Source organism: Streptomyces sp. NPDC048664, from assembly GCF_040650555.1.
Lineage (GTDB): Bacteria > Actinomycetota > Actinomycetes > Streptomycetales > Streptomycetaceae > Streptomyces.
The window spans coordinates 165,497-189,848 of the sequence record NZ_JBEZHK010000011.1; the positions used below are offsets into that span (position 1 = coordinate 165,497).

General features: G+C 73.8%; 15 protein-coding genes and 1 tRNA gene. 5 read left to right on the forward strand and 11 right to left on the reverse strand.

What is annotated here, in order from left to right:
* Window positions 1-23: 23 nt before the first annotated feature.
* The 4 genes from AB0C59_RS15080 to AB0C59_RS15095 all read right to left on the reverse strand — a co-directional run bounded on the left by AB0C59_RS15080 (window position 24) and on the right by AB0C59_RS15095 (window position 5,007).
* A complete protein-coding gene (locus AB0C59_RS15080) occupies window positions 24-848 on the reverse strand; it encodes an ROK family protein (protein ID WP_363004451.1) in 825 nt (274 codons plus the stop codon).
* The gene (locus tag AB0C59_RS15085) at window positions 842-1,558 is read right to left on the reverse strand and encodes an SDR family oxidoreductase (RefSeq protein ID WP_363004453.1); all 717 of its coding nucleotides are present in this window, start codon (window positions 1,556-1,558) and stop codon (window positions 842-844) included. The genes AB0C59_RS15080 and AB0C59_RS15085 overlap by 7 nt, the downstream gene beginning before the upstream one ends.
* 244 nt (window positions 1,559-1,802) lie before the next feature.
* Window positions 1,803-3,899, reverse strand: a complete 2,097-nt coding sequence (locus tag AB0C59_RS15090) for a fatty acid--CoA ligase family protein (protein WP_363004455.1) — start codon at window positions 3,897-3,899, stop codon at window positions 1,803-1,805.
* Window positions 3,892-5,007 (reverse strand): radical SAM protein, encoded by a 1,116-nt coding sequence (locus AB0C59_RS15095; RefSeq protein WP_363004457.1) that lies wholly within the window; start codon window positions 5,005-5,007, stop codon window positions 3,892-3,894. Before AB0C59_RS15095 ends, AB0C59_RS15090 begins: the two co-directional genes overlap by 8 nt.
* 145 nt (window positions 5,008-5,152) lie before the next feature.
* On the opposite strand from AB0C59_RS15095, the gene AB0C59_RS15100 reads away from it, so the two are divergent.
* Window positions 5,153-6,418 (forward strand): helix-turn-helix transcriptional regulator, encoded by a 1,266-nt coding sequence (locus AB0C59_RS15100; protein ID WP_363004459.1) that lies wholly within the window; start codon window positions 5,153-5,155, stop codon window positions 6,416-6,418.
* 32 nt (window positions 6,419-6,450) lie between these two features.
* Here the strand turns inward: AB0C59_RS15100 and mfd are convergent, their stop codons facing one another.
* The 6 genes from mfd to AB0C59_RS15130 form a co-directional block, all read right to left on the reverse strand.
* Window positions 6,451-9,990, reverse strand: coding sequence for a transcription-repair coupling factor (mfd, locus tag AB0C59_RS15105; protein ID WP_363004461.1), 3,540 nt, complete (start codon window positions 9,988-9,990; stop codon window positions 6,451-6,453).
* Between the two features lie 443 nt (window positions 9,991-10,433).
* Entirely contained in the window at window positions 10,434-13,013 is a 2,580-nt protein-coding gene (locus tag AB0C59_RS15110) for an FtsX-like permease family protein (RefSeq protein ID WP_363004463.1), read from the reverse strand.
* A complete protein-coding gene (locus AB0C59_RS15115; RefSeq protein WP_363004465.1) occupies window positions 13,010-13,798 on the reverse strand; it encodes an ABC transporter ATP-binding protein in 789 nt (262 codons plus the stop codon). Before AB0C59_RS15115 ends, AB0C59_RS15110 begins: the two co-directional genes overlap by 4 nt.
* 550 nt (window positions 13,799-14,348) lie before the next feature.
* Window positions 14,349-15,233 carry a cellulose-binding protein gene (locus AB0C59_RS15120; protein WP_363004467.1) on the reverse strand — a complete coding sequence of 295 codons (885 nt, stop codon included), beginning with the start codon at window positions 15,231-15,233 and terminating at the stop codon, window positions 14,349-14,351.
* 281 nt (window positions 15,234-15,514) lie between these two features.
* Window positions 15,515-18,322, reverse strand: coding sequence for an SUKH-4 family immunity protein (locus tag AB0C59_RS15125; RefSeq protein ID WP_363004469.1), 2,808 nt, complete (start codon window positions 18,320-18,322; stop codon window positions 15,515-15,517).
* Window positions 18,323-18,329: 7 nt separating this feature from the next.
* Window positions 18,330-19,349 (reverse strand): SMI1/KNR4 family protein, encoded by a 1,020-nt coding sequence (locus tag AB0C59_RS15130; protein WP_363004471.1) that lies wholly within the window; start codon window positions 19,347-19,349, stop codon window positions 18,330-18,332.
* A gap of 283 nt (window positions 19,350-19,632) precedes the next feature.
* Here AB0C59_RS15130 and AB0C59_RS15135 point away from each other — a divergent pair, with 283 nt between their 5' ends.
* Both AB0C59_RS15135 and AB0C59_RS15140 read left to right on the forward strand, forming a co-directional pair.
* Entirely contained in the window at window positions 19,633-20,133 is a 501-nt protein-coding gene (locus AB0C59_RS15135; RefSeq protein ID WP_363004473.1) for a YwqJ-related putative deaminase, read from the forward strand.
* Between the two features lie 71 nt (window positions 20,134-20,204).
* The gene (locus AB0C59_RS15140; protein ID WP_363004475.1) at window positions 20,205-20,738 is read left to right on the forward strand and encodes an SUKH-3 domain-containing protein; all 534 of its coding nucleotides are present in this window, start codon (window positions 20,205-20,207) and stop codon (window positions 20,736-20,738) included.
* A 355-nt stretch (window positions 20,739-21,093) separates the two neighbouring features.
* Here AB0C59_RS15140 and AB0C59_RS15145 read toward each other — a convergent pair whose 3' ends face one another.
* Window positions 21,094-22,422: a histidine kinase gene (locus AB0C59_RS15145; protein ID WP_363004476.1), complete on the reverse strand. Its 1,329-nt coding sequence runs from the start codon at window positions 22,420-22,422 to the stop codon at window positions 21,094-21,096.
* A gap of 204 nt (window positions 22,423-22,626) precedes the next feature.
* Between AB0C59_RS15145 and AB0C59_RS15150 the strand changes: the two genes are divergently transcribed.
* Both AB0C59_RS15150 and glmU read left to right on the forward strand, forming a co-directional pair.
* Window positions 22,627-22,699 (forward strand) — tRNA-Gln (locus AB0C59_RS15150).
* Window positions 22,700-22,823: 124 nt separating this feature from the next.
* Window positions 22,824-24,272, forward strand: a complete 1,449-nt coding sequence (gene glmU / locus AB0C59_RS15155) for a bifunctional UDP-N-acetylglucosamine diphosphorylase/glucosamine-1-phosphate N-acetyltransferase GlmU (protein WP_363004478.1) — start codon at window positions 22,824-22,826, stop codon at window positions 24,270-24,272.
* Window positions 24,273-24,352 lie beyond the last annotated feature (80 nt).

Sequence of the window (24,352 nt, forward strand, 5' to 3'; positions counted from 1 at the left end):
ACTGAGCCCTTTCGTCGCATGCGTCACAGGTGGTGGGAGCGCGGGCGGGCGCGGGCGGCCAACAGCGCGCCCCGCAGGGAGGAACGCGCCCCGTGCGCGGCCGGCTCGGGGCGGGGCAGGTCGGTGCCGGGCCGGGCCAGGAGCGGCAGGTGGTCGGCGAGGTCCCGCAGCAGCGCCGGGTCCGCCAGACCACCGCCCACGACCAGCCGGCCGAACGCGCAGATCTCGGCCAGGTCGGCGACGGCGAGCGCGAGGGCCCACGCGGCGTCGGCGGTGCGCAGATGGGCCTGGAGGCAGCCGCGCCGGCCGCAGACGCAGCGCGGACCGTCCGGTCTCACGATCAGATGACCGGGCTCGCAGCGGACGAGACCCCCGCCGGGCTGTCCGCGCCCCGCGCCGGGCGCCGGGTGGCCCGGCCCCGCGCCGGGTGGCGCCCACGCGCCGCCCACGCCCGTGCCGAGGCCCAGGTAGAACAGGCCGTCCTGGTGCGCCTCGGGTCGGGCCTCGACCTCGGCGAGCGCGGCCAGGTAGGCGTCGTCGTCGACCAGCGTCGGCGGGCCGAAGTCCAGCCGTCCGGCCAGTGCGACACCGGTCCACCAGGGCCGGTTCGGCCAGCGCCGTACGACTCCGGCGGCGTCGAGCGTTCCGGGGAAGGCCACGGCCACGGCGTCGGGGACCCGGCCGCCGAGCACGGACCGCGCGAGCTCGGCCACCTGTCCGGGCTCGTCGGCGGACCGCGGTGCGCCCCAGCGCAGTTCCCGTACGTCGGTGCCGGTGCCGTCCCGGGCGTCCTGTGCCGCCAGCGCCCGCGCCCCGGAGCCGCCGATGTCGATGGCGAGCGTCACCATCGGGCGCCCCCGTCGACCAGCAGCGTCTGCCCGGTGATGTAGCCGGAGCGCGGCCCGGCCAGGAAGGTCACGGCGTCGGCGACCTCCTCGGGTGTGGCGAGTCGGCGCAGCGCGATGCGTTCGGTGACGGCGCGGTTCTCGTCGTCGGAGTAGAGCGCGGAGCCCTCGGCGGGCTGGACTGCGCCGGGTGCCACGACGTTGACGGTGATGCCGAAGCGGCCGAAGTCCCAGGCGGCGGAGGCGGCCCAGGCGGACAGGGCGGCCTTGGTGGCCGCGTACTCGGCCTGGCCCGGCATGCCCGCGCTGCCCGCTCTGGAGCCGACCAGGACGATCCGGCCGCCGCGGCGGCGCAGCATCCCCTTGCCGACGAGCGCGGCGAGCCGGGTCACCGCGTGGACGTTGACGTCCCACAGTCCCTCGTCGCCGCCCGGGGCCAGGACGCTGCGCCGCAGGGTCCTGCCGTGCGCGCACACCAGGACGCCCGGCACGACGCCGCGCTCGCGGATCCGGTCCATCGCGGCGTCCGGATCGGTCAGATCGGCCTGCACGGGTTCCAGCGCCCCGATCCGCCCGGCGAGTTCGGCCGCCCGCTCCACACCCCGGTGGCACAGCGGCAGCACACGCAGCCCGTCCTCGGCCAGAGCCCGACAGACCGCCGCCCCCAGCAACCCACTGGCCCCGGTCACCACCGCCACCACCGGGCCCGTCACGACGACTCCCGGACCACGAACAGCCGCGTCCACGCCGACCGGCCGGCACCCCGGCGTCCACCGCGACACGCGCCCCGCACCGAGCACGGCACCCCGGACATCCAAGCGGCCCCCGGGCCCGTCACGACGGCTCCCGGACCGCGAACAGCCGCGCACGCGCCGACCGGACCCTCATGTCCGAGGCGACCGGCCCGGACCGTACCTCGGCGCCCCGGCGCCCTCCGCGACGCACGGACCGGGCCCGTCACGAGCGCTCCCGGGTCGCGAGCAGCAGGGTGCAGGCGGGGTGGCCGAGGTGCAGGGTGCGTTCGACGGTCAGGCCGACGGCGGTGAGGCCGGCGCTCGCCGCCGCCTCGGTCGGCCACGCGAGGCCGCCGTGGGTGAGCCAGTCCAGCCGGGTCTCGGGCGGGATGCCGTCGGGCACGTCCAGGAACACGTCGTCCACCAGCAGCCGCCCGCCCGGGGACAGCCGTTCGGCGACCGCGCGCAGGTCCGCCGCCGGGCCGTGGACCGCGTTGGCCAGCACCACCAGGTCGAAGACGCCGTCGGGCAGCGGCCCGCGTCCGACGTGGACGCCGTCGCCCGCGACCTTGCGGTAGACGCCGGGACCGCCGGAGACCTCCAGGAGCCTGTGGCCGGGCGCGAAGCGGGCCAGCGCCAGGCCGCTGCGCGCACGGTGGTGCGCGGCCGGACCGTGCATGGCCGCCTCGTAGACCTCGCGCAGCCGCTCGGAGGGCCCTTCCGCCTCGTACGGGCGCCGCGCGGCCCCGGTGCGGACGGCCTCGGCCAGCGCCTCCCGGGTCACCCACGACCGCGACAGCTCCCTTTCCAGCTCGATCAGTTCCCTGCCGGTACCGGCGGTACCCGGGCGGCCGGAGCCCGCGGCTTCGTCGGGGCGCAGCAGCCCGGCGTCCTCGGCCGCGCGCAGCAGTTCGGCGGCGGCCGCCTCCTCCAGGCCCAGTCGCGCCGCCAGTTGCGGCGCGGTCGCCGCCCCCTCGCCCAGGGCGTCGACGATCCCGAGCTCCACCAGGGTGAACAGCAGTTCGCTGCGCTTGTAGGCGGTGGCGGCGGCGACGAGGGCGTCCGGAGCGGCCAGCGTGAGCGCGCGCGGCGGAACCGGTTTGCCGACCCGGCCGCGCGGCACCTCGCTGACGCACCGGACCCGGTCGGGCACCTTCTGGGGGCCCAGCAGCGCCCGCGCGTGCTCCTTGAGGCCGTGGGCGTCGGCGCCCGGCCCGCGCACATGGACGACCTCGGCCTGCAGCACCACGGACGTGCCGTGCGGGACGGAGTGGACGCGGGCGTCGGCGACGTCGGGGTGGAGGCACAGCGCGGCCTCGATCTCCTCCGGCGCGATCCACCGGTCACCGCGCCGGATGGCGCGCGTCCTGCGGCCCAGCAGCCGCAGTCCGGCGGTGGGGTCGTAGGAGGCGAGGTCCCCGGTCGCGTGCCACGCGGAGCCGTCCACCCGCACCAGCAGTTCGCCCTGGGCCCCGGGCCGCACCGCGGCCCCGTCCGGGGCGGCCACCCGGAACTCCACGCCGTCCAGCGGGAATCCGACGCAGCCGGGAGGGCTGGTGGGGGCGCCGCTGAACAGCGCACCGGTCTCGGTGGAGCCGTAGTTGCGTGCCAGGCCGATGCCGAACGCGGCCGTGAACCGCTCCTGGAGCGCCTCGTCGACCGGCCCCGCGCCGGCCATGGCCAGGCGCAGCGCGTTGTCCGGCACCGCGTGGGCCCTGCGCTGCGCCAGCAGGCGGGCGACGGTCGGCACGAGCGCGAGGACGCTCGCCCCGGCGGCGATCTGTTCCGCGCAGCGGCCGAGCGCGGTCGGCGGGAGGGCGACGATCCGGCACTCGGCCTCGAACGCCGCGTGCGCCCAGCCGAGGGCGTAGGCGTGCCACAGGTGCAGCGGCAGCAGCAGGGTGTCGTCGGCGCCGAGCCCGGCGTGGCGCGCGTGCCGGCGGCCCTCCGCGCGCAGGGACTCGGGGGAGCGCGCGACGAGTTTGGGCGCGCCGGTGGTGCCCGAGCTGGGCAGCAGCACGGTGCCCGGCGGGTGGGAGGAGGAGACCGGGGTGCCGGTGACCGTGACCCGGTCGCCCTCCACGGCCGCGAGGCGTCCGCCGCCCGCCGCCGTCAGCAGTCTGCGGTGCTCGGCGTGCGGCGCGTCGCGGTCCAGCAGCAGGACGACGGCGCCGGCGTCGATCAGCGTCCGGTACGCCGCGAGCCACGGCCCCCCGCTCTCGGCGGCGAGCGCGACGGTGGTCGCGGGCTCGACGCGGCGCAGTTCCTCGACACCGCCGAGCGCGTCGAGTCCGTCCGCGGTGGTCGGCGGGTCAGCCACCGCAGCCCACTCCGTCGCGCCCCTCCAGGTACAGGCGCTTGCGCTCGGCGATCAGCTCCCGGATCACCGGCGGGGCGTAGGTGGGCGCCTGGCACAGCTCGTCGAGGGTGATCTCGTCCTCGAAGTACATCGACAGCGTGTCCCAGGGGGTGAAGCAGCCCTTGCACGCGTCGAGTCGGGGCTTCTCGGCCAGCAGCGCGGTGTACAGGCCGGTCTCCCCGACGTCCTTCAGCACCCCGGCGTGGTCGTCCTGGAGCAGGTTGCCCATGTTGGAGAACCAGATGTTGGGGCACGGGGTCACCATGCCGTCGCTGAAGGTCGAGATGACCAGGCGCGGCAGATGGCAGCGGAAGGTGCGCTCGCCCTCCCGCAGGAAGGACAGCAGCCGGTCGAAGTAGGCGCGGGGCGGCAGGGCGGCAGCCAGTTCGTCGCGGTGCTCGGCCAGTTCCTCGATGTGGACGATCTGCTGCGGCCGCATCGCGAACCGCTCCGAGTCGGGGCCGCGCACCGGGAACGGGAAGAAGGTCGGCGGGCGTTCGCGGTCGGCGAGCCAGCGGGCGAAGGCCAGCGCCTCGGGGGCGCTGCGGTCGTTCAGCACGCCGTAGATCTCCACCGGCAGTCCGCTGTCGAGGATCCCCTCGATGCGGCGCAGCACCTTGCCGTGCAGGGACTCGCTCTGCACCCGGTGGGAGTTGCCGGTGTACAGGTGGCTGTCCAGCGACACCTGGAGGACGACGTTGCCCCAGCCGCGCAGCTCCTCCAGGTGCTCCTCGCGGACCAGCACCCCGTTGGTCTGGACGATCAGCACCTCGTGCAGGGCGGCCTGCTCGCGCAGGTAGTCCATGATCCCGGCGACCAGGAAGATCTCCCCGCCGGTGACCTTGAGCATCGGCGCCCGGAACGTGTCGTCGATGCGTTGGGCGATGAGCGGCAGGCGGCGCCCCAGGAGCGTGTCGCCGGCGTACCGGTCCCGGGTCGGCGGCCCGAAGATCAGCTGCGCGTGGTGCGACTGCTTGAGGTTGCTCTGGCCGGTGAGGCAGTACGTGCAGCTCAGGTTGCACGAGTCCTCGTTGATGACCAGATCGTTCCCGAGGAGTGATTCGATCACGGCGCACCCTTCCCGCGGCGGACGGGAAGACAATAACTTTAGTCGATAACTATCGTCAACATTCTTTTCCTGCCGAAGCGGGCCGCCGGGCGGCCGAATGGCTACTGGCCAGGACAGGGACCTCCCGTCTACAATAGTCACAGCTATGAAAACCGAACGCAGCCAGCAACCTGAGTTCGGCCGTCGTGTGCGCAGACGGCGCAAGGAGCTGGGCTTCTCCCAACGCGATCTCGCCGGCGACATCGTGACCGCCAGTTACATCTCCCTGCTGGAGTCGGGTCAGCGTTCCCCCACGCTCGACCTCGTCCTCCATCTGTCGGAGGTGCTGCGGATGACGCTGGCCGAGCTGACCGGGCAGAGTGAGGGCGGCGAGGGCCTCGCCGCGACCGCCGGGCCCGGCGGCCTCGACCTGGCCGTCGCCCGCTCCGCCGCCCGCGGCGCCGCCGAGCTCGGAGACCACGTCCGTGCGGCCGAACTGCTCGCGACCGCCTACGCCGCCGCCGTCGACCAGGGCGACACCGCCCTGCAACTCGACCTCGGACTCGCGCTCCAGGGCGAGCTGCGGGCCGCGGGGCGCCAGCCCGACCGGCTGACCCTGCTGGAACGCCTCGCCGACCAGGAGTGGGCGAGCACCGACCCGCAGCTGCGCGCCATCCTGTTCACCGAACTGGCCACCGCGCAGCGCGACTCCGGCCGGCTCGCCGACGCCCGCGCCTCCGCCTACACCGCCCTCGGCGACATGGGCACGGCCCAGCTCACCGGCTCCTTCGAGCACGTACGGCTGCTCGGCATCCTCATCTCGGTGCTCTGCGAACTCAACGACCTCGGCCCGGTCGAACTGCTCCTGAAGGACATGCTGTCGCTCGCCGAGGCCCACCGCCCGCCCGTGCGCGGCCGGGCCCACTGGATCGCCGGCACCGCCTACTCCCGCCTGGCCATGGGCACCGCCGCACGCCGCCACCTGGACCTGGCCCGCACCGAACTCACCGCGCCCGGCACCCCGATCCGCGACTGGCTGCGGTTCATGCGCTCGGCCGCCGGGATCCTGCTGGACGACCAGGACCCCGGTGCGGCACTGCCCTGGCTCCAGGCCGCCGAACAGGTCGGCCCCATGGTCGACGCCCCCGGCGAGACCACCCGGCTCCTCGCGCTGCGCGCCCGCTACGAACTGGCCACCGGCGCCGCCGCCGAAGCCGCCGAACTCCACCCCCGGCTGACCTCGGGCCCCGCACCGCTGACCGGACCCGACCTCGTGCGCGCCAACCTCGTCCAGGCCGACGCGCTGGCCGCACTCGGCCGCGCCGACCAGGCCGAGGACCTGCTGCGCGCGACCGGGGCCCTCTGCGACGAACTCACCGCCTACGAACTGGCCGTCCACGTCTGGAAACGCATCGACGCCCTGCGCCCCTGACCCGGGCGCGCCACGGCGCGCCCGGGCGGCGTCTACGACCCCAGCACCGAGGTGAGGAACTCCCCGACCCAGGCCAGCAGCTCCCGTCCGACCAGCGGCTTCCCGCCCACCTTCGCGGTCTTGGGGCGGGGCACCAGGATCTGGTGGGCGGCCGGCTTGAGGACCGTCCCCGGGTACAGGCGCTTCAGCCGCAGCTCCTGCGACTCCCGCAACTCGACCGGCGCGAAGCGGATGTTGGTGCCCTGGAGCACGATCTCACCGACACCGCACGCCCGCGCGAACATCCGGAGCCCCGCGACCAGCAGCAGGTTCTCCACCGGCTCCGGCAGCTTGCCGTAGCGGTCGACCAGCTCCTCCCGCACGGACGTGATGTCCTCCTCCGTGGCGACGGAGGCGATGGCGCGGTAGGCCTGCAGGCGCAGCCGCTCGCCGGGCGCGTAGTCGTGCGGGACGTGCGCGTCGACCGGCAGCTCGATCTTGACCTCCAGCGGCGGCTCCTCCTCCACCCCGCCCTCCAGGGACGCGCGGTAGTCCGCGACGGCCTCGCCCACCATCCGGACGTACAGGTCGAAGCCCACTCCCGCGATATGGCCCGACTGCTCACCGCCGAGCAGGTTGCCCGCGCCGCGGATCTCCAGGTCCTTCATCGCCACGTACATGCCGGCGCCCATCTCCGTGTGCTGCGCGATGGTCGCCAGCCGCTCGTGGGCGGTCTCCGTGAGCGGCTTCTCCGGCGGATACAGGAAGTAGGCGTAGCCGCGCTCCCGGCCGCGACCGACCCGGCCCCGCAACTGGTGCAGCTGGGACAGGCCGAAGTTGTCGCCGCGCTCCACGATCAGCGTGTTCGCGTTCGAGATGTCGATGCCCGACTCCACGATCGTCGTGGACACCAGCACGTCGTACTTCTTCTCCCAGAAGTCCACCACCACCTGCTCCAGCGCCTGCTCCGACATCTGGCCGTGCGCGGTGGCGATCCGCGCCTCCGGGACGATCTCCCGCAGCCGGGCGGCGGCCCGGTCGATCGACTCCACCCGGTTGTGGATGTAGAAGACCTGGCCCTCGCGCAGCAGCTCACGGCGGACGGCGGCGCCGATCTGCTTCTCCTCGTAGGGCCCGACGAAGGTCAGCACCGGGTGCCGCTCCTCCGGCGGGGTCGTGATGGTGGACATCTCCCGGATGCCCGTCACCGCCATCTCCAGCGTGCGCGGGATCGGCGTCGCCGACATGGTGAGCACGTCGACGTTGGCCCGCAGCTTCTTCAGCTGCTCCTTGTGCTCGACACCGAAACGCTGCTCCTCGTCCACGATGACCAGGCCCAGGTCCTTGAACTTCGTCTCGGAGGAGAACAGGCGGTGGGTGCCGATGACGACGTCCACCGAGCCCTCCCGCAGGCCCTCCAGGACCGCCTTGGCCTGCGTGTCCGTCTGGAAGCGGGACAGCGCCCGCACGTTCACCGGGAACTGCGCGTACCGGTCGCTGAACGTGCCGAAGTGCTGCTGCACCAGCAGGGTCGTGGGCACCAGCACGGCGACCTGCTTGCCGTCCTGCACCGCCTTGAACGCGGCACGGACCGCGATCTCCGTCTTTCCGTACCCCACGTCACCGCAGATCAGCCGGTCCATCGGAACCGTCTTCTCCATGTCGTCCTTGACCTCGGCGATCGTGGTGAGCTGATCGGGCGTCTCCGCGTACGGGAACGCGTCCTCCAGCTCCCGCTGCCACGGCGTGTCCGAGCCGAACGCGTGCCCCGGCGCCGCCATCCGCGCGCTGTACAGCTTGATCAGGTCCGCGGCGATCTCCTTGACCGCCTTCTTCGCCCGCGCCTTCGTCTTCGTCCAGTCCGCGCCGCCCAGGCGGTGCATCGTCGGGGCCTCGCCACCGACGTACTTGGTGATCTGCTCCAGCTGGTCGGTGGGGATGTAGAGCCGGTCACCGGGCTGGCCGCGCTTGGCCGGGGCGTACTCCACCACCAGGTACTCGCGGGTCGCGCCCTGCACCGTGCGCTGCACCATCTCGATGTAGCGGCCCACGCCGTGCTGCTCGTGCACGATGTAGTCGCCCGCCTCCAGCGTCAGCGGGTCGATCGTCTTGCGGCGGCGGGCCGGCATCCTCGCGCCGTCGCGTCCCGCGGCCTTCTGGCCGGACAGGTCGGTCTCGGTGAGCACGGCGAGCTTGAGGTCCGGGTCGAGGAAGCCGTAGTCGATCGAGCCGCACGCCACGTGCACGACCGACGGGGACAGCGCCTCGAGGTCGGCGTCCAGGCGGGCGGCGATGCCCTCACCGCCCAGCACCTCCACCGTGCGGGACGCCGGGCCGTGGCCCTCCGTCACGAACACCGCGCGCCAGCCGTCGGCGAGCCAGCCCTTGGTGTCGGCGAGCGCCTTCGCCGTGTCGCCGCGATAGGTCTCCGAGGCGCGCATGCCCAGCTTGAGGGTGTCCCCGTCCAGGGAGTCGAGCGCGTCGTCGGCGGCGAACGGCGACACCGACCACCACAGCATGTCCAGCTCGCGCGCCCGCTCCCGCACGTCCGCGATCGACCACAGCGAGGCCGCGCCGACGTCGATCGGGGCCTCGCCGCCGCCTGCGGTCGCCGCCCAGGACGCGTGCAGGAACTCCTGGCTGGTCGCCACCAGGTCCGCGGCCCGGGTGCGTACCCGCTCCGGGTCGCAGACCACGGCCATGGCACCCGCGGGCAGCACGTCGAGCAGCAGCTCCATGTCGTCCACCAGCACCGGGGCCAGGGACTCCATGCCCTCCACCGCGATGCCCTCGGCGATCTTGCCGAGCAGCTCGCCCAGCTCGGGGTGCTCCTCGGCGAGGACACGCGCGCGCTCGCGCACCTCGTCGGTGAGCAGCAGCTCACGGCAGGGCGGCGCCCACAGGCCGTGCTCGGCGACCTCCAGGGAGCGTTGGTCGGCGACCTTGAAGTAGCGGATCTCCTCCACGTCGTCGCCCCAGAACTCGACGCGCAGAGGGTGCTCCTCGGTGGGCGGGAACACGTCCAGGATGCCGCCGCGCACCGCGAACTCCCCGCGCTTCTCGACCAGCTCGACCCGGGAGTAGGCGGCCGCCGCGAGCGCGTTCACGATCTCGCCGAGGTCGGCCCGCTGCCCGGTGCGCAGGGCGACCGGCTCCAGCTCGCCCAGCCCCTTGACCTGCGGCTGGAGCACGGAGCGCACGGGGGCGACGACCACCGAGACGGGGCCGGTCTCGGGGTCGTCCTGGCTGGGGTGGGCGAGCCGTCGGAGCACGGCGAGGCGGCGGCCGACGGTGTCGCTGCGCGGGCTGAGCCGCTCGTGCGGGAGCGTCTCCCAGGAGGGGTACTCCACGACCGTGTCGGGCGGCAGCAGGGAGCGCAGGGCGGCGGCGAGGTCCTCGGCCTCACGTCCCGTCGCGGTCACCGCGAGGACCGGCCTGCCGCTGTCCCGGGCCAGCGCGGCCACGGCGAAGGGGCGTACCGCCGGAGGGCCGACCAGGTCGACGTGCCTCCGGTTGCCGTCACAGGCGGCGGTGACCGCTTCCGCGAGGGCGGCGTCCTTGACGACGGCGTCGAGCAGACCGTGCAGGCTCATGAAGGGGCATCCTGTCCCGGGTGGGCAACGCGAACGCCCGGCCGCGAGGTGGTTCGGCCGGGGGTGTCCAGCGTACGTCGCGGGGGGCGGGGGTGTGGGGGTGTGGACGACGCGGTGACCTTGCGGTCTGCTGGGCGGGGTGGGTTCGCCTGTCGGCGGGGGGTTCGGAGCTCGGGGGTGTCGCGGGGTTTCGCGCAGTTCCCCGCGCCCCTGTCGGGGGGCACGTGCGTTGTCGGGTGCGGGTGCGTCGTGGGTTTTGCGCAGTTCCCCGCGCCCCTGACCGCGGGGTGTTCGGCGCGTTGTCGGCCGGCCGTGCGTCGTGGGATTTCGCGCGGTTCCCCGCGCCCCTGGATCGGGGACCGGGCGTACGTGGTCGGCTGACCGTGCGTCGTGGGTTTTGCGCGGTTCCCCGCGCCCCTGTCGGGGGCGCGGGGAACTGGGGGTCAGTCGGTGGCTATTGCTTTCAGGATGTTCATTCGGGCTGCTCTGAAGGCCGGCATCAAGGCGGCCACCAGGCCTACGAAGGCGGAGCCGACGAAGACGGAGGTGATCGTCGGCCAGGGGATCTCCAGGGTGTGCAGGCCCTCCAGCGCGAGGAGCTGGTGGGCCGTCGCGCCCCAGCACATGCCCAGGCCGAGGCCCAGCAGGGCGCCGAAGACCGCGATGACCACGGACTCCAGGCGGATCATGCGGCGCATCTGGCGGCGGGAGAGGCCGATCGCCCTCATCAGGCCGATCTCCCGGGTCCGCTCGACCACCGACAGGGCCAGGGTGTTCACCACGCCGAGGACCGCGACGATGATCGCGAGCGCCAGCAGCCCGTAGATCATGTTGAGCAGTTGGCCGATCTGGTCCTTCAGCGCCTTCTTGTAGTCGGTCTGATCGCGCACCGTGTACTGCGGATAGTCGTGCAGGGCCGACTTCAGCGCCTTGTACGCCGTCGCCTCCTGCCCGTCCTTGGCGGTGGCGAAGACCATCAGGTCGAGCGGCATCCTGTCGGCGGGGACGTACCGGGCGGCCGTGGCGGTCGACACGTACAGCGAGCCCTTGTCGACCACGACGTCGTCGCTGGTGATCGCGCGGACCGTCAGCCTGGCCCTCCTGCCGTCCTTGAAGCCGACCGTGACCGTGGAACCGAGCCTGATCCCGTGGTCCTTGGCGAACTTCTCGTACACGGACATCGAGTCGGGCCGGTAGGCGTCCGCCAGGTCACCGGCGACGGTCTTGGTCCGCAGGTCCTGCGCGTACGTGGGGTCCGCCGCCTTGATGGCGTCGTCCGAGGTGCGGCCGTCGGGAGTGGTCAGGGACGCGTCCACCATCCTGTACTCGGTGACCCGGGCGAGGCCCGGCGTGTCCTTCACGGCCCGCACGGCCTGGGTGGTGATGAGCGTGTTCTCGTTGTCGGCCTGGATGATGAAGTCCGTGCCGACGGTCTTGTCCAGCTGATCGGTGGCGGAGGCCACCATCGAGGAGCCGACCACCGACAGGCAGGCCACCAGGGCCAGTCCGATCATCAGCGCGGCACCGGTGGCGCCGGTACGGCGCGGGTTGCGCAGCGCGTTGCGCTCGGCCATCCGGCCCACCGGGCCGAACATCCGCAGCATGAGCGCGCCGAGGACGCGGACCAGGGCGCCGGCCGCCAGCGGGCCGATGACCACGAAGCCGACCAGGGTCAGCAGAATGCCCAGGCCCAGCCAGGACGAGCCCTCCTTGGCCTTGTCGGCGGTGGCCGCCGCGTACAGGCACCAACCGCCGGCGCCGGTCAGGACCACACCGAGGACGGCCCTGATGGCACCCGCCCTGGCGTCCGCAGGGGCGCCCGCCTCACGCAGGGCGGCCATCGGGGACACCTTGCCGGCGCGCCGGGCCGGCAGACAGGCGGCCAGGACGGTGACGACCACGCCGAGGAGCAGGCCCAGGGCGGGAGTGGTCCAGGCGACGGTCAGGTCGTCCGTGGACAGACGCATGCCCAGGTTGCCCATGAGCTTCATCAACCCGACCGCGATGCCGACCCCCGCGCCGACACCGAGGGCGGAGCCCAGCACTCCGAGCAGCAGGGCCTCGATCAGCACGGACCGGTTGACCTGCTTGCGGGAGGAGCCGAGGGCTCGCATCAGGCCGATCTCGCGGGTCCGCTGGGCGACCAGCATCGAGAAGGTGTTGACGATCAGGAAGATGCCGACGAGGAAGGCGATCCCGGCGAAGCCGAGCATCGCGTACCTCATCACGTTCAGCATGGACTTGACGTCCTTCTGGTTGGCGTCGGCGACCTCCTTGGCGGTCTGCACCTTGAAGCCGCTGCCCAGCCCGGCCGCCACGTTCTTCTTCAGCTGGTCGTCGGTGACGCCCCGGGCGGCCGTGACGTTGATGTTGGTGTACACCTCCGTCCGCCCCACCAGGGTCTGCTGCGCGGTCCTGGTGTCCAGGTAGAAGATCGCCGCACCGGGGTTGGTGACCGTGAAGGCGGCGATGCCCGAGACGTGCGCGTGGTGCGTGCCGACGGCGCTGATCACACCGATCTCGTCGCCCAGCCGCAGATGGTGCTTTGCGGCGGTGTCCGCGTCGACCATGATCTGGTCGGGACCTCTGGGCGCCGCACCGGACGTGATCTTCATGGTGCGGGCGTCGTTGCCGTTCCAGCTGCCGACGATGGTCGGCGCGCCGCTGGTGGGCGACAGCTTGTCCAGGTCGTGGTCGACGACCGTCACCGAGGTCGAGAACACCGTGCCCTCGGCCTTCCGCACGCCCTGGGCCTTGCGGACCCTCTCCAGCGTGGACGTCGGCATGACCGGCGGCTTGCCGGTGCGGGAGGTGGTCTCCCCGGTGTCGGAGGAGCCCTTGGCGCTGACCGTCACGTCCGAGGAGGTGGCCGCGAAGAGCTTGTCGAACGTCGTGTTCATCGTGTCGGTGAACACCAGCGTGCCGCACACGAAGGCCACCGACAGCAGCACCGCTACGGCCGACAGGGCCATCCGCCCCTTGTGCGCGAAGAAGTTGCGCATCGAGGTCTTCAGGATGGTCATGACGTGCGCCCCCGGGCGTCGAAGTCCTTCATGCGGTCGAGGACCGCCTCCGCGGTCGGCGTGACCATCTCGTCCACGATCCGGCCGTCGGCCAGGTAGAGCACGCGGTCGGCGTACGAGGCGGCCACCGGGTCGTGCGTGACCATCACGATGGTCTGTCCCAGCTCGTCGACCGAGCGGCGCAGGAATCCGAGCACCTCGGCCCCGGCGCGCGAGTCGAGGTTGCCGGTCGGCTCGTCACCGAAGATGATCTCCGGCCGTGCGGCCAGGGCGCGGGCCACGGCGACCCGCTGCTGCTGACCGCCGGAGAGCTGAGTGGGCCGGTGGCTGAGCCGGCCGGCCAGCCCCACCGTCTCCACCACGCGGTCCAGCCACGCGCGGTCCGGCTTCCGGCCGGCTATGTCCATGGGCAGCGTGATGTTCTCGATCGCGTTCAGCGTCGGGAGCAGGTTGAACGCCTGGAAGATGAATCCGATCCGGTCCCGGCGCAGCCTCGTGAGCTTCTTGTCCTTCAGGCCGGTTATCTCGGTCTCGTCCAGGTGGATCTGACCGCTCGTCACGGTGTCGAGTCCGGCCAGGCAGTGCATCAGCGTGGACTTGCCGGACCCCGAGGGGCCCATGATCGCGGTGAACTGGCCCCGGGCGATGTCCACGTCGACGTGGTCGAGGGCGACGACACGGGTCTCCCCCGACCCGTACGCCTTGACGACCTGCCGGGCTCGCGCGGCAACGGCCGTACGCCCTCCAGTGCCCCCGTGCCTGGGAATGGTCACGGCCGATGTCATGTCATATCTCCTATGTCGGTCAACGAAAGGGACGCGTGAGCCCCAGGTCGGTCTCGCTCGGTGAAAGGGATGCCGTCCGGCTCTGTCCGCCAGTCTCGTGCCGGACCATGTCCCGGCGCGCTGGTGCCCGGCCCCGTCTTCCGCTGGGGATAACCCCACCCCCTGTGCTGCGGTCGACACGACCCCCGTACGTGCCGACCGCTCCCAGCGGCGTGAAACCAGGTTAAGGACGGCGCCCCCGGCCCTCCTCCTCCGCCGGGACGAACCCGTCCCCTGCCGTGATGGGGAACAACCCCTAGGGGCAGTCCGCCCACAGGCGGAGCCCGCCTCAGGGTTGTCTCCACCCCCGGCACGGGGCCACGGCGACCCCAGCGCCTCGCCGCCTGCGCGACAAGCCTCCACCCTGCCGCCACGTCAGGGTCAACCCGTCGCGCACCACGGCGGGGTGGGCCCGCCGGCCTTCGCCGAGGCGGTGACCAACCGACCGGCTCCACAGCGGTGGCGGACCGGCCGGCATCACGCGGTGACGACCCCGTCCGCCCCTGTGCGGCTACTCCGCCGCGGCCTTGCCCATCAGCATGGCGAGGCTGTTGCGGACATGGTCCAGTTCGGCCTGCACGCCGTCCCGGTGCTCGGCGTGCTCCCGCAGCAGCCGTTCCGTCTCCCTCGCCGCGCGCTCCTCCCCCAGGCGCGCCTCGGCGATCACCTCCGCCGCACGCGCCTGCGCGTCCCGCTGAACCCGCCGCGCCGACTCCTCGGCCTCGTCCAGCGCCCGCCGCGCCTCCACCAGGGACGCCTCCGCCGCCACCGTCCGCTCCGCGGCCCACGCGTCCACGGCCGCCACCCGCTCGGCGGCGGCCCGCTCCTCGGCCACCACCCGCTCGACGTGCTCCCGCTCCTGGTCCGCCAGCAGCGCCTGCGTACGCTGCCGGACCTCCCGCAGCGCGGCCAGCGCCTCCGCCCGCCCCTCCTTCACCTCGCGGCGCGCGGCGATCCGCGCCTCGTCGGCCTCCGCCCGCGCCGACAGCAGCCGCGTACGGGCCCACTCCTCGGCCTCGGCGCGCACCCCTTCCGCGTACGCCCGGGCCGCCTCCTCCGTCCGCCCGGCCGCCGCCCGCGCCTCCTCGACCTGCCGGTGTGCCCGCTGCCGCCCTTCCTCCCCCAGGGCGGCGACCTCCTCCAGCGCCAGATCGAACAGCCCCCGCGCGCGCTCCCCCAGGGACTCATACGTCTGCGGGCCGAGCCGCGCCACCGTCTCACGCAGCCCCGCCAGATCGGCCTCCATGTCCCTGGCCAGCACGGTGAGCCGGGCGGCCCGCTCCCACGCGGCGTCGCGGTCCCGCGAGAGGGCCGTCACGCAGGCGTCGGCCTGGTCGGGACGGTATCCCCGCCGCACGGGCACAAAGCCGTGCGGCGACCCCGATGCGCTGCTCATACGACCCCTCTCCAGGCGACCTGCACGAACTGATGATTTCGCGCACATCCTGATGGATCAGGCGTAAGTGTTCATAACAGACACTCCGCACATGATCCATGGGGTGGGCAGGGGCCCGGGCCGGGGCAAGGGGTGCGGGCGGGGGGACCGGCCGCGAAAGGGCTGGGCCCCGGACGCACGCGACGTACACGCACCTCCGGGGCCCAACCCCTGACCATCCGGCCATCCGGCCAGCTGTTCATCTGCCCATCTATTCATCTGTTCATCCGGACATCACGCCGTCACAGCAGTCCGTCCCACATCTGCTCCAGCAGCACCGACCACCAGCTCTCCGGCGAACCGAGCGCCGCCGGGTCGAGGGAGGCGAGCTGCGCCTGGAAGTCGACGGTCCAACGGCCCGCCTGCTCCTGGTTGAGCCCGTACCGCAGCCGCCACATCCGGCCGAGCAGCGCCATGCACCGCACGAACTCGGGCAGCCCCGTGTTCACGAACTGCGGCGGCACCGCGGCACCGCCCGGACCCGCCTCGACCGGAACCGCCACGATGTTCGCCGTGCCGTACTGCACGCAGACGGCCTTGCCGAAGTCGCTGCCCATCACCAGGTAAGAGCCCGCGTCGGCGGCCGGCAGCACCCCGCGCTCCTGCGCCAGCTCCGCGAGCGTGGGCACCGGGCGGCCCGGCTGGGCCTGCGCCCAGAAGAACGGGCCCATGTCCAGCGGAAGTCCGGCGACCACCAGGGTGTGCGCCACGACCGGCGGCACGCCCTGCCGGGCCACCGACGCCTGGTCGAAGCGGAACACGCCCGGGCCGAAGGCGCCGGCCAGCTCCTGCGCGACGGCCTCCGGTGGGACGGGCGGTGCCGGCTGCACCGGCGGCAGCGGCGCGCGCACCGGGGCAGGGCGTGCCGGACCGTCGGCCACCTGGTGCAACTCACCCTGGTGTGCCAGCAGTTGCTGCATGCCCTGCTGACGCGAGACGTGGTCGGTGCCGTAGGGGGCGATGCTCGTGATCCTCGCCTGCGGCCAGTTCTCCCGGATCATCCGGGCGCAGTAGGCGCCCGGAAGCTCACACGACTCCAACTCCGTGTGCAGCTCCAGCACCTGGCCCGGCGGCACGTTCATCGCGCGCAGCTCATGGAAGATCTGCCACTCCGGATGCGCCGTGCCCGGCGCCGAACGCCGGATCAGCTGCTGCTCCGAACCGTCCTGCGCGCGGTAGCGCAACACGGCCTGGTAGCCGGGGCCGACGGTCGGCTGCCCCGACTGCGGATAGCCGTACGTGGGCGGCTGACCGGGCACAGGCCCACCGGGGACCGGCGGACCGGGCACGGCCTGACCGGGCACCGGCGGGCCCGGAACGGCCTGACCGGGCATCGGCGGGCCGGGCACGGGGCGACCGGGCGCGGGCTGCCCGGCGGCGTTCGGCACACCCGGGGGCGGCGGAGGCGGCAGTCCAGGACCTCCCGCCGGCGGCCCCGCCAGCATGGTCTCGGCGTGGTGCACGCCACCAGGGGTGCCGCCCGGAGCGCCGGGGGCGACCGGCGGCATGCCCGGCCCGCCGACGGCCGGACCGGCGAGCATCGTCGCCGCGTGGTGCACCTCACCAGGAGCCGTCCCACCCGGAGCCTGAGGAGCCCCTGCGGCCTGAGGAGCGCCCGGCGGCCGCGGCGCACCCGGCGCGGGCACGCCCGGAACCGGGCCCGCCGGACCGGGCGGCGGCACCATCTGCGTCGGCATGTATCCGGCCCCCGCGCCTCCCGGCGCCCCACCCGGAGGCGGCGGCGGGGGCGGAGGCGGCGTCCCACCGGACCGCGCCCCGGCCGCGCCCGGCGCACCGGGCGCACCGGGCGGATGCGGCGCACCCGCGCCACGCGCCGCCCGCGGGGGTGCCGCCATGCTGGTCGCGGCGTCCGCTATGTCCCCGGCGTAGGGCGCAGGCGGCCGCCCCGGTCCCACCGCATCGGCCTGAGGCCGCGGCGGACCCGGCGGAACGGCGCCGGGCGGCGGGGGCGGGGGCGGCGTCCCCGGAACGCCACCGGGACCCTGGGGAAAGCCGTACGCGGGTGCTCCCGGAGGGGGCGGCGTGCCCGGCGCGGCACCCGCGCCGGGCAGGACGGGACCCGCCAGCAGCGCGGTCTTCGCCTCCGGCGTGGACAGGGGCGGCGTACCGCCCGCGCCCAGACCGGCCACCGGGGGTGCCGCGAACACCGTGTCGGGCAGCGGAACCGAGCGGTCCTCGCCCACCTCGGCGCTGGTGTCCGTCCCGGCCCACGGCGTCACGTCCGCGGGCGCACCCGGCACCGCGTCCGCGACCTCGCTCCCCGGCCCGTCCACGGCCACGTCGGCTGCGGCGGACTCGGCCGCCGGCGCCTCCGCCGGCCCCGACTCGGGCGCGGCGGGCGCCGGAGACGCGGAAGGCACGCGAGACGCGGCGGGCGCGGAAGGCGCGACATCGACCGGCGCGAAGGGCGCAGCCCCGGACGGCGCGGAGCCGACCGAGCCCCCGGAGGTGTCCCCCGGCCCACCAGCCGGCGCCCCCGACGCCCCCGGCCCGCCCGGCGCACCCGCACGGGCACCCTCGGCACCCGCACCGGCCCCACCACCGACACCCGCAACCGAAGCCGCACCCGCAGCCCCGGCCTCACCATCAGCCCCGGCGGCCTCGGCACCGGCACCGGCACCGGTCTCGCCGCCGTCACGCTCCTGTCGGCGATCCGGTATCCCCATCCTGTCCGCCGCCTCCTGCAACCACTCCGGCGGACTCAGCAGGAACGACGTCTGGTTCAGGTCCACCCGCGCCGCCGGGTCCGGAGCGGGCTCCGCGGCCTCCCGCGTCCCGTACCGCTCCTCGTAGCGGCGGATCACCTCGCCCACCGGCAGCCCCGGCCACAGCGTCGCCTCACCGCTGTCCCGGGAGATCACCAGCCGCTGCGCGCCCCCGTCCGAACGGGGCCCCTCGGCGCGGTCCTCGGCCCACGCCACGAAGCCCGACTCGAACTCCCGCACCCGCACCTCACGATGCTGGTAAGCCGGGACATCGCCGTTGATCCACTCTTCCGCGCGCTCCTGCGCCTGTGCGAACGTCACCATCGCCGACTCACTCCTCCACCGACGACACAGGCACCGCACGCGCGAACCCGCCGTCCACCATCAGGTTCGCCACCGTCTCCAGCTCCGGCGGATCGCCCGCGAGCCGGGACAGGAAGGCGTCGAAGTCGTCCCCGCACGGCAGCAGCAGCCGCTCCACCCGCTGTGCGGGCGTCCACGACGCGTCGACGTCCCGCGCGTCGTCATAGGCGCAGAACCAGACGGAACCGATCCGGTCGCCCTTCACCTTCACCGCGAGCAGGCCGCCCTGCACGAACCCGACGCCGAGGTAGTCCTTCGTCAGGTGGTCCCGCAGGCACTTGTTCACGTACAGCAGGTCGTTGACCGCCGCCTCGTCCCGCACCGTGAAGAACGGCTGGTCGACCAGCAGCCCCAGCTCCGCGTCCAACGCGGCGCCCACCGGCGCGCAACCGCCCGCCGCCTTCAGGAACGACCGGTACGCGCCCGGCAACCGGTACCCGAGGTCCTCCTCGACCCCCAGCACCTGCTGCTCCGTCACCGCCACCGCACCCCGCGGCAACCCGAAGTGCGCCGGACGCGTCTCCTGCAACGGCCGCGTGCCCCGCTTCTCGTGGTCGACCCCCGCCTCGGCGAGACCGCCGTGATGCCTCAGCAGCGCCTTGACCTCGACCGGGATCAACTCCAGCCGCCGCGACGCCCGCGCGTGATGCCATGTCCAGCCGTGCGGCGTCGCCACCGCATCGATCGCGTCCCACAGCTCATGCCCGGCCGCCGCCGACGCCGCGTTCGCCGACACGTAGTCCGTCAGCCGCAGCTCGTCCACGCCGAAGCCCTCCGGCGGCTCCGCGATCTCCGCCGCCGCACGGGCGTAGGGCGAGAAGTCCGGGAACCCGTCCTCGTCCACCCGCACCCCTCGGGGATGCCGGGCGGCCCTCACGGGGTCCGGGAACCGCACCGTCTGCCCGGCGTACGCGGCGTTCGGCGGCGCGGCCGCTCCACCGGCCTGACGGCCGGGAGGTGCCCCCAGCCCGAGCCGACCTGTCGTCATGACGTATGCCCCCTGCGGCGTTCTGTCTGGCTGTGCGGCCTCTACGGCCCTCTACGGCATCGCGCATCGCGAATGCCGACAGCCTAAGCCGTACGACGACGCCGGTCACCGGCCCGCCGACCCCTCGCCCGGGCCCACACCTCCCCCACCGTGACCAGCCGTCACCCCACCGTGACCGTCCGCCCAAACCTGGCGTGTCGCGCCGCCCCAGCTTCCGCACCACCCACGGCATTTGGCAGTCTGTGTCCTCCCACGGGGGAGGCAAGGGGAGAAACGACACACCATGAACACCGCACCAACAGGCGCCTCAGGAGACCCGCGCGTCACCTGGAGCACCACCGACACCGACAGCGTTCCCGCCCTGCGCCATCGCCGCGACGGCATACTCCCCACCGTCGCCGCCGCGCTCTCCGTCCGCGGCACCACCCTCACGGGCACCGCCGCCCGCGGCGACCAGCCACCCGTCCTGCACCCGCTCGTCCAGGACTACCTCGACACCCTCGCCGGCAGCCACCGCGACCGGTCCACCGGCCGCTGCGCCGAGGCGATCCTCATCTCCCGCCACATCACCGCCGCCGACGCCACGCGCAGCAAACGCGCCGCCCGCAAACCCATGACCAACGGCGAGGCCCGCAAAGCCCTCAAGCACGCCAAGCTCACCGCCCGCCGCATCCGCGAGGACGGCGATCCCCTCCACGGCAGCTTCGCCGCCCCCTGTCGCGCCTGCACCTCGCTCAGCGAGCACTTCGGCGTACGCGTCGTCGACACCGCGGCGCCGAACTGATTCCTTCTTCTTCTCAGCACACCCGCTTCTTCTCAGCACACCCGCCACGGCACTCGACGAACGAGAGGCAGATGCACCCCGACCGCACCCCGGCCGCCCGGCCCCCCGCCCGCGCCGAGCAGGGAACACCGCCACCGCGGTTCCCCGCCGCCGTCGACTCCGCCCTGCGTGCCGCGGGCTGGCAGCCGGGGCGCTGGGACATCAAACAGGCGGAGGTCTGGGCCGACGCCCTGCGCGGCCACACCTCGCCGGCTGGCCACCGGCACGCGGTCTTCCCGGCCGCCGTCGAGGCCTGGGCCGAGTTCGGCGCGCTCCGGATCACCCCCACCGCCCCGGGGCGCCGGCTCGCGCCCAGCGCACTCCATCTCGACCCGCTCCACGGCCTGCATCTCGCACGCACCCTCGGCGACCTGGGCCGCGCCCTCGGCACCGAGATCTGCCCGCTCGGCGAGGAGACGGCCGGACGGGCGCTCATCGCCATGGACAGCGAGGGCCGCGTCTACGCCCTCGACCACACCGGCGACTGGTATCTCGGCCCCGACATCGACCACGGGCTCACCGCCCTGCTCACCGGCGTCGAACCCGTACGACTCACCCAGGGCTGACAGCCGCCGCCCCGCCGGACGGGGCCTCAGCCCCCAGGCCGCCCCCGTCCGCAGGACCCGACCCGCACACACCGGCGCCGGTCACCGGGGCCGGGCCCCACCCGGCCCCGCCGGACCGGCCCCCGCCCACCAACGTCCGCATCCCGCCCCACGGCGGACTGCTCGCCGTGCTCGCCGGAGCGGGCAGCCGTGCCAAGGGCCTCGGCGCCGGCCAAGCCGGCCGAGGGGCCCTTTCGGGATGCCCGCTCGGGCGCGGCCCGGCAGCGCGGTCCACCGCGCCCGTCGTTCGTCCGCGGCGCCGCCGTGGCCGGTCGGGCGGTTCCCCGCGCCCCTTCGCGGCGCGGGGCCCCAGCCCTCAGGCCGCCCGGGCCGGGATCACCGCCGACACGCGGAAGCCGCCCGCGTCGGTGGGACCCGAGACGAACACCCCGCCCAGCGCGCTCACCCGCTCCCGCATCCCCACCAGTCCGTTGCCCCCGCTCGGCAACCGCGCCCCCTCCACCACGCCCGGCTCCGGCCGCTCGTTCTCCACCTGCATCGCGATCTCCGCGGACCGGTGGGCGAGCCGCACATGCGTCCGCGCGCCCGCCGCGTGCTTGTGCACGTTGGTCAACGCCTCCTGCACCACGCGGTACGCCGTCCGCTCCACCACCCGCGCGTACGGCCTGACCACGCCCTCCACCGACAACCGCACCACCATCCCCGCGGCCGCCGACTGCCCGACCAGCTCCTCCAGCTCCGCCAGGCACGGCCCTTCCACCCCGTCGTCCGCCGCCCGCGACGCCGCCGCCGCGGCCGCCGCCCCCACCGCCGCCAACGGCACCGCCACCTCGGCCACGACCTCGGCGGGCCGCACCCCCGCGCCCTCGCCCGTCCGCAGCACGCCGAGCATCTCCCGCAGCTCGGTCAGCGCCTGCCGCCCCATGTCCCCCACCAGGGCCGCGTTGCGCACCGCCTTCTCCGGGTCCTTGCGCGCCACAGCCTGCAACGCGGCCGCGTGCACCACCATCAGGCTCACCCGATGCGCCACCACGTCGTGCATCTCACGGGCGATCCGCGTCCGCTCCTCGTTGCGCGCCCACTCCGCGCGCTCCTCCGCCCGCTCGGCGAGCAGCATCAGCTCCCGCTCCAGCGAGTCCGCCCGCTCCCGCAGGCTCTCCATCAACCGCCGCCGCGCACCCGCGTACAGCCCGAGCAGCACCGGCGGCGCCATCATCCCGAGGGCCGTCGTCACCGACAGGAACGGGATGAACCCGCCGGCGATCGAGAGATCACCCCGCGCCAGACCCTGATGGGCCCGCACATACGTCACGATGAACATCCCGGCGAACGACATCCCCGCGAGCGCGCCGATGATCCGCCGCGGCAGTTCGGACGCCGCCAGCGTGTACAGCCCCACCACGCCCATCAGGAAGCCCATCTGGGCGGGGGTGATCGCGATCGAGACCAGCACCACGGCGATCGGCCATCTCCGCCTCAGCAGCAGCGTGAGCCCCGCGAACAGCCCGAACACCATCCCCACGGGCACGGGCAGCCCCGCGTCCCGGGAGAACTCGATCCCCTCCAGCGCACACTCCACGGCCGACGCCGCCGCGAGCGAGACGTCCAGCACCGCACCGCGCCACCTCGCCCACCACCAGGGGCCGGCATCGGCCCCCCGGTGGACTTCCCCCGTTGTGGTCATGCCCTCAGCCTACGGGCGCCGGGCCGGGCGGATCCGGCGAGTTTCGCCGGGCGGGCCGCCCCGCGCCGCGCGGGGCGCGCGAGGGCACCGGCCAAGATCGTCCACGTCGTGCGCGGCGCCCGCCCGTCCCGTCGGATCGAGGGCGGGGGAGAGGGGATTCACGGCCCGAGCCCCGGTACGTCTCCGGTAAGGTCTGAGGCGCTGTCCCCCGTGGTGTAACTGGCAGCACACTGGTTTTTGGTACCAGCAGGACAAGGTTCGAATCCTTGCGGGGGAGCCCCGGCACACGAGGCCCGGTCCGGGTCCCGGCCCGATGGGCCCGGGACCCGCTCTCATGTCGCGCACCCAACGCCCCGGTATCCTGCGGATGTCCACCCACCCCAGAAGCCGAAGGGCATCCCGTGAGTGCCAACCGCCCGGCCGCCGTCGTCGTTCTCGCAGCGGGTGAGGGCACCCGTATGAAGTCGGCCACACCCAAGGTCCTGCATGAGATCTGCGGCCGTTCCCTCGTCGGACATGTGCTCGCCGCCGCGCGCGAGTTGAAGCCCGAGCATCTCGTCGTCGTCGTGGGCCACGCCCGCGAGCAGGTCTCCGCGCACCTCACCGCGATCGACCCGGACGTCCGCACGGCCGTCCAGGCCGAGCAGAACGGCACCGGACACGCCGTGCGGATGGGCCTGGAGGAGCTGGGCGGCGGTGTGGACGGCACCGTGGTCGTGGTGTGCGGCGACACTCCGCTGCTCACCGGCGCGACCCTCGGCCGGCTGACCGCCACGCACCAGGAGGACGGCAACGCCGTCACGGTGCTGACCGCCGAGGTGCCGGACGCCACCGGTTACGGCCGTATCGTGCGCGACGCCGCCAGCGGTGCCGTGACCGCGATCGTCGAGCACAAGGACGCGAGCGAGGACGAGCGGGCGATCCGGGAGATCAACTCGGGGGTGTTCGCCTTCGACGGCCGACTGCTGGCCGAGGCACTCGGGAAGGTCCGGACGGACAACAGCCAGGGTGAGGAGTACCTCACGGACGTGCTGGGGATCCTGCGCGCGGCGGGGCACCGGGTGGGCGCGTCGGTGGCGGCGGACCACCAGGAGATCGCGGGCATCAACAACCGCGTGCAGCTGTCCCAGGCGCGCCGGGTGCTCAACGACCGGCTGCTGACGGACGCGATGCTCGCCGGCGTGACGGTGGTGGACCCGGCGTCGACGTGGGTCGACGTGACGGTGACGTTCGAGCGGGACGCGGTGGTGCTGCCGGGGACGCAGCTGCTGGGTTCGACGCACGTGGGCGAGGGCGCCGAGGTGGGTCCGAACTCGCGCCTGACGGACACCCGGGTGGGTGCGGGCGCGCGGGTGGACAACACGGTGTCGAACGGAGCGGTGGTGGGCCCCGAGGCGTCGGTGGGTCCGTTCGCGTATCTGCGGCCGGGCACGCGGCTGGGCGTGAGGTCGAAGGTCGGCACGTACGTGGAGACGAAGAACGCCTCCATCGGCGAGGGCACGAAGGTGCCGCACCTGTCGTACGTGGGCGACGCGACGATCGGCGACTTCACCAACATCGGGGCGGCGAGCGTGTTCGTGAACTATGACGGAAAGGACAAACACCACACGACGGTGGGGTCGCACTGCCGTACCGGTTCGGACAACATGTTTGTGGCTCCTGTCACGGTGGGGGACGGTGCCTACACCGCGGCGGGTTCGGTGATCACGAAGGACGTTCCGCCCGGTTCGCTGGCCGTGGCCCGTGGCCAGCAGCGGAATATCGAGGGTTGGGTCGCTCGCAAGCGTCCGGGAAGCGCGGCGGCGAAGGCGGCCGAGGCCGCTTCCCCGGGGGCCGAGGGCGAGGACTGAGCGCACTCGGGTGCGCCGGATACGGCGTACCGTGAGAGATGCACGCCCCGCACCCCCACCAGCCGAGATGGCCGCCGAGT